Raw genomic sequence first — 11,102 nt, forward strand, 5'->3', positions numbered from 1 at the left:
CGACCATCTGAAGTGGGTGACGGGCGAGCTCCGCCAGGCGCACCGCCGGATCCGCACCATCGAGGACCGCGCGCAGGAGCCGATCGCCATCGTCGGCATGGGCTGCCGCTTCCCCGGCGGGGTGCGGACGCCCGCCGAACTGTGGCGGCTGGTGGCCGAACGCACCGACGCGGTCGGCGACTTCCCGACCAACCGGGGCTGGGCCGAGGACGAGGACGACGACTACGCCCGGCAGGGCGGCTTCCTCCACGACGCCGACGAGTTCGACGCCGCGTTCTTCGGCATCAGCCCGCGCGAGGCCACCGCCATGGACCCGCAGCAGCGCCTGCTGCTGGAGGCCTCCTGGGAGGCCTTCGAGGCCGCCGGCCTGAACCCGCGCGCGCTGCGCGGCAGCCGAACCGGGGTGTTCGCGGGCACCAACGGCCAGGACTACGGCCTGGTCGCGCTCGCCTCCCCGGAGGGCCTGGAGGGGCACATCGCCACCGGCACCACCGCCAGCGTGATGTCCGGCCGGCTCTCGTACGTGTTCGGGCTGGAGGGCCCGGCGGTCACCGTGGACACGGCCTGCTCGTCCTCGCTGGTCGCCATGCACCTCGCGGCGCACGCGCTGCGCTCCGGCGAGTGCGACCTGGCCCTCGCGGGCGGCGCCACCGTGATGTCCACCCCCGGCGGGTATGCCAGCTTCAACCGGCAGGGCGGGCTGGCGGCGGACGGCCGCTGCAAGGCCTTCGCGGCCGGCGCGGACGGCACGGGCTGGGGCGAGGGCGTCGGCGTGCTGGTGCTGGAGCGGCTGTCGGACGCGCAGCGGCTCGGGCACCGGGTGCTGGCGGTGGTCCGGGGGAGCGCGGTCAACCAGGACGGTGCGTCCAACGGTCTGACCGCCCCGAACGGTCCCTCGCAGGAGCGGGTGATCCGCCAGGCGCTGGCCAATGCCCGGCTGGAGGCGGCCGAGGTGGACGCCGTGGAGGCGCACGGCACCGGCACCAGCCTGGGCGACCCGATCGAGGCCCAGGCGCTGCTGGCCACCTACGGGCAGGAGCGCCCCGAGGGGCGGCCGCTGTGGCTGGGCTCGATCAAGTCGAACATCGGGCACACCCAGGCGGCGGCCGGTGTCGCGGGCGTCATCAAAATGGTGCAGGCGATGCGGCAGGGCGTCCTTCCGGCCACCCTGCACGCGGACGCGCCGTCCCCGCACGTGGACTGGACGACCGGCGCGGTCGAGCTGCTGACCGAGGCCCGGCCGTGGCCGGAGGCGGACCGTCCGCGCCGCGCGGGTGTGTCCTCCTTCGGCATCAGCGGCACCAACGCCCACGTCATCCTGGAGTCGGCGCCGGAGCTTTCAGCGGAGGGGGCTTCGGCGGAGGGGGCTCCGGTGGAGGAGCCCCCGGCGCCGAACGGCATGGCGCCGTGGCCGGTGTCGGGCGGATCGTCCGAGGCGCTGGCGGCGCAGGCCGGGCGACTGGCCGAATTCCTCGGCGGGGAGCCGGAGTTCGCACCGGTGGAGGTGGCGGGGACGCTGCTCTCCCGGGCCGCGCTGGAGCACCGCGCGGTGCTGCTCGGGTCCGACCGGGCGGCGCTGCTGGACGGCCTGGCCGCGCTGGCGGACGGTCGTCCCTCGGGCGGGGTAGTGACCGGTGTCGCGGCGGACGGCCGGACGGCATTCCTCTTCACCGGGCAGGGCGCGCAGCGGGTCGGGATGGGCCGGGACCTCTACGAGGCTTTCCCCGCCTTCGCGACGGCGTTCGACGCGGTCTGTGCGGAGCTGGACGGGAGGCTCGGGCGGTCGGTGCGGGAGGTCGTCCTCGAGGGCGTCGAGGATCTGGACCGTACGGTGTGGGCGCAGGCCGGGCTGTTCGCGGTCGAGGTGGCGTCGTTCCGGCTGCTGGAGTCCTGGGGTGTGACGGCCGACTTCCTGCTCGGGCATTCGATCGGTGAGGTGGCGGCGGCGCACTGCGCCGGGGTGTTCTCGCTGGCGGACGCCTGTGCGCTGGTGGCGGCGCGGGGTCGGCTGATGGAGGCGCTGCCCGAGGGCGGTGCGATGCTCGCCGTGCAGGCCGCCGAGGCCGAGGTGCGTTCGGAGATCGGCGACCGGCTGGATGTGGCGGCCGTCAACGGGCCGCGTTCGGTGGTGGTTTCGGGCCCGGTCGAAACGATCGAGGAGTTCGCGGCCCGCTGGTCGGCCGAGGGCCGCAAGACCCGTCGACTGACGGTCTCGCACGCCTTCCACTCGGCGCTGATGGAGCCGATGCTCGCCGAATTCGCCGCCGTCCTCGCGGAGTTGACCTTCGCCGAGCCGCAGATTCCGGTCGTCTCGAACCTGACCGGCGGGATCGCCGAGCCCGGCCTGCTCACCACCCCCGAGTACTGGGTCCGTCAGGTCCGCGAGGCCGTCCGCTTCGCCGACGGCGTCGAAGCGCTGCACGGCCGGGGCGTCACCCGCTACGTCGAGCTGGGCCCGGATGCCGTGCTGTCGGGCCTGGTCGGGCAGCAGCTCGCCGAGGGCGTGGTCGCCCCGCTGATGCGCCGTGACCGCGCGGAGTCCGAGACCGCGCTGACCGCGCTCGCCACCCTGTGGACGAGCGGCACCGAACTCGACTGGTCCCGGGTCGTCACCGGTGGACGCCGGCTCGACCTGCCGACCTACGCCTTCCAGCGGCAGCGGTACTGGCCGAAGCCGACCGCCGGGGCGGGCGACGTGAAGGCCCTCGGCCAGACCGGGGCCCGGCACCCGCTGCTGGGCGCGGTCGTCGCCCTGCACGGCGGGGGACTGGTGCTGACCGGGCGGCTGAGCCTGGCCGTGCACCCCTGGCTCGCCGACCACGCCGTCCTGGAGACCGTGCTCGTCCCCGGCACCGCCCTGGTGGAGATGGCGCTGAGGGCGGGCCGCGAGGCCGGCTGCGAGGTGCTGCGCGAGCTGGTGATCCAGTCGCCGCTGGTGCTGCCGCAGCAGGGCGGCGTCGCCGTCCAGGTGAGCGTCTCCGAGGCCGACGAGGCCGGGGACCGCACCGTGCAGGTCCTGTCGCGCTCCGAGGCGGAGGACGCCGCGTGGGTGTGCCACGCGACCGGGGTGCTCTCCCCGGCGGGCGCCGCCGCCCCGGCCGCCGACGGCTCCGCCACTCCGGCCGCCGATGGCTCCGCCGCTGCCGGGACCTGGCCGCCGGTGGGGGCCGAGCCCGTCGACCTCGACGGCTTCTACGACCGCCTGACGGCCGTCGGCTACGGCTACGGACCGGTGTTCCAGGGCCTGCACGCGGCCTGGAGCGACGGCGACAGCGTCCACGCCGAGGTGCTGCTCCCCGAGGCCGCCGCCGGTCAGGCGCAGGCGTACGGCCTGCACCCCGCGCTGCTGGACGCCGCGCTGCACGCGGTCGGCTTCTCCGCCGCCGTGGACGCCCACCGGGCCGCCCGGATGCCGTTCGCCTGGACCGGCGTCCGGCTGCACGCGGCCGGTGCCGCCGTGCTGCGGGTCACCCTGACCGTGACCGCCGACGGCGTGGCGCTGAGCGTCGCCGACGGCACCGGGGCGCCCGTCATGACCATCGAGTCCCTGGTGCTGCGGGAGGTCGAGGCCGAGCAGCTGCGCCCCGCCGTCGGCCCGGCCGTCGCCGAGGCGCTGTTCGCGCTGGACTGGACCCCGGTCACGCCGGTGGGCGCCACCGGTGCCGGGCCCGCGACCTGGGCCGTGCTCGGTGCGCCCGCCCCGGGCGGCGCGGACGCCCCCGCGCCCGCCGTCCCGCCGCTCGACGCGCCCCGGTACGCCGGGCTCGCCGAGCTGGTCGCCGCGCTCGACGACGGACGCCCGGCGCCGCAGGCCGTCGTGCTGCCGGTCCCCGTCACCGCCGCCGAGGCCGTCGACCTGCCGGCCAGGGTGCGGGAGACGGCCGGCCGCCTCCTGACGGACCTCCAGGCCTGGCTGGCCGAGGAGCGGCTGGCGGACACCCGGCTGGTGGTCGTGACCCGCGGTGCCGTCGCCGTGGGCCAGGAGCCGGTCGACCTGGTCGCCGCCGCGGTCCGCGGCCTGGTCCGCTCCGCGCAGACCGAGAACCCCGGCCGGATCGTGCTGGTCGACCTGGACGGCGAGGCCCCGGCCGACGACTGGTGCCCGGTCGCCGCCCACGGCGACGAGCCGGTGCTGGCCGTCCGCGACGGCGCCGTCCTCGCCGCCCGGCTGGCCCGGCCCTCGGACACGCTCGCCGTACCGTCCGGCCGGGAGGCCTGGCGCCTGGACACCCTCGGCCCCGGGACGCTGGAGAACCTCGCCCTGGTCCCCGCGCCGGACGCCGACCGGCCGCTCGGCCCCGGCGAGGTGCGGGTCGCCGTCCGCGCGGCCGGCGTGAACTTCCGCGACGTGCTGCTCGCGCTCGGCATGTACCCGGAGCGCGCGCCGATGGGCGCCGAGGCGTCCGGCGTGGTGGTCGGGACCGGCCCCGGCGTCACCGGCCTCGCCCCCGGCGACCGGGTGTTCGGCTTCTTCTCCGGCGGCATCGCCGCCACCGCGGTCACGGCCCGCGACCTGCTGGCCCGCATCCCCGACGGCTGGACCTTCGGCCGGGCCGCCGCCGTCCCGCTGGTGTTCGCGACGGCCTACTACGGGCTGCGCGACCTGGCCGACGTCCGGCCCGGCGAGTCCGTGCTGGTGCACGCCGCCGCCGGGGGCGTCGGCATGGCCGCCGTCCAGCTCGGCCGGCACCTTGGCCTCGACGTCTACGGCACGGCCAGCGCCGGCAAGTGGGACGTGCTGCGCGCCCAGGGCCTCGACGACACCCGCATCGCCTCCTCCCGCGACCTGGACTTCGAGGAGTCCTTCCGGGCCGCCACCGGCGGACGCGGCGTGGACGTCGTGCTCAACGCGCTGGCCGGCGAGTTCGTCGACGCCTCGCTGCGCCTGCTCGCGCCCGGCGGCCGCTTCCTGGAGATGGGCAAGGCCGACGTCCGCACCGACCTCCCGCGCGAGGACGTCCGCTACCGCGCCTTCGACCTCGGCGAGGCCGGACCGGTGCGGATGGGCGAGATCCTCGCCGAGGTCATCGCGCTGTTCGACGCCGGCGCGCTGCACGACCTGCCGACCACGGCCTGGGACGTGCGCAACGCCGTCGAGGCCTTCCGGCACATCGGCCAGGCCCGGCACATCGGCAAGAACGTCCTCACCGTCCCGGCGCCGCTCGACCCCGAGGGCACCGTCCTGATCACCGGCGGCACCGGCACCCTGGGCGGGCTGCTGGCCCGTCACCTGGTCGCCGAGCACGGCGTGCGGCACCTGCTCCTGCTGAGCCGTCAGGGTCCGGAGGCGCCCGGCGCCGCCGAACTCGTCGCCGGACTGCGGGACCTGGGCGCCGAGGCGACCGTCGCGGCCTGCGACGCCGCCGACCGCGAGGCGCTGGCCGCGGTGCTCGCCGCGATCCCCGCCGAGCACCCGCTCACCGGCGTGGTGCACACCGCGGGCGTCCTGGACGACGGCGTGTTCGGCGCGCTCACCCCGGCCCGGCTCGATGCGGTGCTGCGCCCCAAGGTGGACGCGGCCGTCAACCTGCACGAGCTCACCGCCGACGCCGACCTGGCCGCGTTCGTGCTCTACTCCTCCGCCGCGGGGACCTTCGGCACCGGCGGCCAGGCCAACTACGCGGCCGCGAACGCCTTCCTGGACGCCCTCGCCGCGCACCGCCGGGCGCACGGCCTGCCCGCGCAGTCGCTCGGGTGGGGCCTGTGGGCGAAGGCCAGCGCCCTCACCGGACACCTCGCCGAGGGTGCCACCGTGACCAGCGGCGACCGGCTCTCCGGCACGCTGACCGCCGAGCTCGGACTGGCCCTCCACGATCGCGCGGCCGCCCTGCCCGCCGCGCACCTGCTGCCGGTCCCGCTCGACCTCGCGGCCGCCCGCGCCTCGGGCGCCGAGCCGCCGTCCCTGCTGCGCGGCCTGGTCCGCCCCACCCTGCGGCAGGCCGCCGACGGCCCGGTGACGGGCGGGCAGGCCACGCTGGAACGCCGCCTCCGGGGCCTGGAGGACGGCGAGCGGCGGCAGCTGCTGCTCGACCTGGTCCGGACGAACACGGCCACCGTGCTCGGCCACGCGGGTGCCGAGGCGGTCGGACCGCAGCAGGCGTTCAAGGACCTCGGCGTCGACTCGCTGGCCGCGGTGGAACTGCGCAACCGGCTGAACACCGCCACCGGCCGGCGGCTGCCCGCCACCCTGGTGTTCGACTACCCGACGGCCGCGGCCCTCGCGGACTTCCTCGCCACCCTGCTGCTCGGCGCGGCCGAGGAGGCCGACCGGCCCCGCGCGACGGCTGCCGTCGCCGACCCCGGCGAGCCGATCGCCATCGTCGGCATGTCCTGCCGCTTCCCCGGCCACGTGGCCTCCCCGGCCGACCTGTGGCGACTGGTCTCCACGGGCGGGGACGGGATCGTGCGGTTCCCGGCCGACCGCGGCTGGGACCTCACCGGGCAGTCCGGCGCCTACGCCACCCTCGGGGGCTTCGTCGACGGCGTCGCGGACTTCGACGCCGGGCTGTTCGGGATCTCGCCGCGCGAGGCGCTGGCGATGGACCCGCAGCAGCGGCTGCTGCTGGAGGCCTCCTGGGAGGCCTTCGAATCCGCCGGCCTCGATCCCCGGGCGCTCAAGGGCGAGCCGATCGGCGTCTTCGCCGGCGCCGCGCCGTCCTACTACGGCGTCGATGTGGACCTGCCCCAGGACACCGAGGGGCACCGGCTGACCGGTGGCGCGACCAGCGTCCTGTCCGGCCGGGTGGCGTACGCGTTCGGGCTGGAGGGCCCGGCGATGACCGTGGACACGGCCTGCTCGTCCTCGCTGGTCGCGCTGCACCTCGCGGCGCAGGCGCTGCGCTCCGGCGAGTGCGACCTGGCCCTCGCGAGCGGGGTGACGGTGATGACCGGCTCCGGGGTGTTCACCGAGTTCGCCCGGCAGGGCGGGCTGGCGGCGGACGGCCGCTGCAAGCCCTTCGCGGCCGGCGCGGACGGCACGGGCTGGGGCGAGGGCGTCGGCGTGCTGGTGGTCGAGCGGCTGTCGGACGCCCGGCGGCTCGGGCACCAGGTGCTGGCCGTGGTGCGCGGGAGCGCGGTCAACCAGGACGGCGCGTCCAACGGCCTCACCGCGCCGAACGGTCCGGCCCAGCAGCGGGTGATCCGGCAGGCGCTGGCGAGCGCCGGACTGTCGGCCGCCGAGGTGGACGCCGTCGAGGCGCACGGCACCGGCACCAGCCTGGGCGACCCGATCGAGGCCCAGGCGCTGCTGGCCACCTACGGGCAGGGCCGCGACGGCGAGCCGCTCTGGCTCGGCTCGATCAAGTCCAACATCGGGCACACCCAGGCGGCGGCCGGTGTGGCGGGTGTGATCAAGATGGTGCAGGCGCTGCGGCACGGGGTGCTGCCGGCCACCCTCCACGCCGAGCAGCGGACCTCCGAGGTGGACTGGTCGGCGGGCGCGGTCGAGCTGCTGACCGAGGCCCGGCCGTGGCCGGAGGCCGGTCGCCCGCGTCGCGCGGGCGTGTCCTCCTTCGGGATCAGCGGCACCAACGCCCACGTGATCCTGGAGGCCGCTCCGGCGGTGGCGGCCGAGGAGCCGGAGACCGCACAGGGCGTGCTGCCCTGGCTCGTGTCGGGACGCTCGGCCGGCGCGCTGGCGGCGCAGGCCGGGCGACTGGCCGAATTCCTCGGCGGGGAGCCGGAGTTCGGGCCGGTGGAGGTGGCGTCGACGCTGCTCTCCCGGGCCGCGCTGGAGCACCGCGCGGTGGTGTTCGGCGACGACCGGGCGGCACTGCGGGACGGTCTGGCCGCGCTGGCGGACGGGCGCTCCGCGGGCGGGGTCGTCTCCGGTGTCGCGACGGAGGGCCGGACGGCGTTCCTGTTCACCGGGCAGGGTGCGCAGCGGGTCGGGATGGGCCGGGACCTGTACGAGGCGTTCCCCGCCTTCGCGGCGGCCTTCGACGCGGTCTGCGCGGAGTTCGACCTGCTGCTGGACCAGCGGGTGAAGGACGTGGTGTTCGACGGGGCGGAGGATCTGGACCGGACGGTGTGGGCGCAGGCCGGGCTGTTCGCGGTCGAGGTTGCCTCGTACCGGCTGCTCGAATCCTGGGGCGTGACGGCCGACTTCCTGCTCGGGCACTCGATCGGCGAGATCGCCGCCGCCCACGTCGCAGGGGTCTTCCCGCTGCCGGACGCGTGCGCCCTGGTGGCGGCGCGGGGCCGGCTGATGCAGGCGCTGCCGAGCGGCGGGGCGATGCTCGCCGTGCAGGCCAGCGAGGCCGAGGTCCGCGACGCGGTCGGCGACCGCCTGGACGTGGCGGCCGTCAATGGCCCGACCTCGCTGGTGGTTTCCGGTCCGGCGGAGGTGGTCGAGGAGTTCGCGGAGCGCTGGAAGGCCGAGGGCCGCAAGACCCGCCGGCTCACGGTCTCGCACGCCTTCCACTCGGCCCTGATGGAGCCGATGCTCGCCGAATTCGCCGCCGTTCTCGCGAAGTTGACCTTCGCCGAGCCGAGGATCCCGCTCGTCTCCAACCTGACCGGCGGGATCGCCGAGCCGGGCCTGCTCGCCACCCCCGAGTACTGGGTGCGGCAGGTCCGGGAGGCCGTCCGCTTCGCCGACGGCGTCGAGACCCTGCACCGCGAGGGCGTGACCCGCCTCGTGGAGCTGGGCCCGGACGGTGTGCTGACCGCGCTGGCCGCGCAGAGCGCCCCGGACGCGGTCGGCGTGCCGCTGCTGCGCAAGGACCGGGACGGCCGCGAGACCGTCCTGACCGCGCTGGCCGCGCTCTGGACGGCGGGTGCCGCGATCGACTGGTCCGCGCTGCTGCCCACGGCCCGTCACCTTCCGCTGCCGACCTACGCCTTCCAGCGGGACCGCTACTGGCCGGACCCGGTCCAGGCCCCGGCCGTCAGGCCGCAGGACGCCGACCCGGCGGACCCGGCGGAGGCCGGGTTCTGGGCCGCCGTGGAGCGCGGCGACCTGGCGGAGCTGGCCGACACGCTGGACCTCGGCCCGCAGGCGCTGGACCCGGTCGTGCCGGCGCTCGCCGCGTGGCGGACCCGGCGCCGCCGGGACGCGACGATCGACGGCTGGCGCTACCGCGTCGACTGGACGCCGCTGACCGGTCTGCCCGCCACGGGGCTGCTGGACGGCGGCTGGCTGGTCGTCGCGCCGCAGGACTCCGAGCTGACCGAGTGGGCCACCGCCGCGCTCCGGTCCGCCGGGGCCGAGGTCACCGTCGTGGTCGACCCGGGCACCGGCCGGGACGCGCTGGCCGCCCTGCTCGCCGAGGCGGCCGGAGCGGCGGGTGAGGTCTCCGGCGTCCTGTCGCTGACCGCCGCGGTCGGCTCCGCGCTGCCCGGATCGGCGCTGCCCGAGGGCACCGCCGCCATCGTGGCCCTGCTCCAGGCGCTCGGCGGCGCGGGGATCGAGGCGCCGCTCTGGGTGGCCACCCGGGGCGCCGTCCGCACCGGCGGGGACGATCCGCTGGACAGCCCGGCCCAGGCGTCGGTCTGGGGTCTCGGCCGGGTGGCCGCGCTGGAGAATCCGGAGCGCTGGGGCGGCCTGGTCGACCTTCCGGTCACCGTGGACGCCCGTGCCGCCGACCTGCTGACCGTCCTGCTCGGCGAGGACACCGGCGAGGACCAGGTCGCGATCCGCGGGACGGGCCTGCTGGCCCGCCGGCTGGTGCGCGCCCCGCTGGACACCGCCGTTCCGGCGCCCGAGGGCTGGCGGCCCACCGGAACGGTCCTGGTGACCGGCGGGCTGGGCGCGCTCGGCGCGGACTCCGCCCGGTGGCTGGCCCGGCGCGGCGCCGCGCACCTGGTGCTGCTCGGCCGGCGCGGGGCGGACACCCCCGGCGCGCGGGAGCTCGCGGCCGAACTGGCCGGGTACGGCAGCCGGGTCACCCTCGCCGCGTGCGACGTGGCCGACCGCGACGCCCTGGCCCGCGTGCTGGCCGCCGTGCCGCAGGACCTGCCGCTGACCGCCGTGCTGCACGCCGCCGGGGTCGACGGCCTGGGCCGGCTGGACGAGGCCGACACCGACCGGCTCGATGCGGTGCTGGCCGCGAAGCTCGGGGGAGCGGTGCACCTGCACGAGCTGACCGCCGGGCTCGACCTGGAGCAGTTCGTCGTCTTCTCCTCGATCGCCGCGGTCTGGGGCGGCGGCGGACAGGGCGCGTACGCGGCGGGCAACGCCTTCCTGGACGCCCTGGTGGAGCACCGCCGGGCCGGCGGCCTGGCCGGCACCTCGGTGGCCTGGGGGGCGTGGGCGGGCGCCGGACTGGCCGTCAGCGGGGACACCGGCGGCCTGCTGCGCCGCGGCGTCACCCCGATGGATCCCGAACTCGGCGTTCAGGCCCTCGCCCAGGCCGTCGACCGGGCGGAGAGCGGTCTGACCGTGGCCGACGTGGACTGGGAGGTCTTCGGCGCGGCGTTCACCTCCGTCCGGCCCAGCCCGCTGCTGCACGAACTGCTGGAGGAGCCGGCGGCGGCCGCGAGCGCGGAGCCGGCCGCGGCGGAGGACGCCGACGAGGCGTCCGCCCTCGCCGCCCGGCTGGCGGCGGCGCCGCCGCGCCGGCGCCCGCAGATCCTGGTCGACGTGGTGCGGGCCGAGGCGGCCGCCGTGCTGCGCTACCAGGACGGCCGCTCCGTCGCGGCGGGCCAGGCGTTCAAGGACCTCGGCTTCGACTCCTTGACCGCGGTCGAGCTGCGCAACCGGCTGAGCCGGGTGACCGGCCTGCGCCTGCCGCCGAGCCTGGTGTTCAACCACCGCACCCCCCAGCGGGTGGCCGCCTTCCTCGGCGAGGAGCTGGGCGTCCTGACCGAGGAGCGGCCCGCCGGGCCGGACGAGGCGGCGGTCCGCGCGGCGCTGGCGGCCATCCCGATCGAGCGGCTGCGGGAGGCCGGACTGATGGACACCCTGCTGAGCCTGGCGGACCCGGCGCCGTCGGGCACACCCGGTACACCCGGCACACCCGACGGCCCGGACCAGTTGGACGGTCCGGACGGTGCGCATGTGCCGGACGACGACGACCTTGACGACCTTGACGATCTGGACGCCGACGCGCTGATCGAGATGGCCCTGAACACCGAACGAGACGACGCCTGAGCCATGGAGA

General features: G+C 76.8%; 1 protein-coding gene. It reads left to right on the forward strand.

The genetic code is table 11. The annotated features are described in order from the left end of the window. Positions 1-16 precede the first annotated feature (16 nt). Positions 17-11,092: a type I polyketide synthase gene (locus ACFVVA_RS16280; protein WP_387690101.1), complete on the forward strand. Its 11,076-nt coding sequence runs from the start codon at positions 17-19 to the stop codon at positions 11,090-11,092. Positions 11,093-11,102: the final 10 nt, after the last annotated feature.

The organism is Kitasatospora sp. NPDC058048 (assembly GCF_042885555.1).
In the GTDB taxonomy this organism is placed as follows: domain Bacteria; phylum Actinomycetota; class Actinomycetes; order Streptomycetales; family Streptomycetaceae; genus Kitasatospora; species Kitasatospora lactacystinica.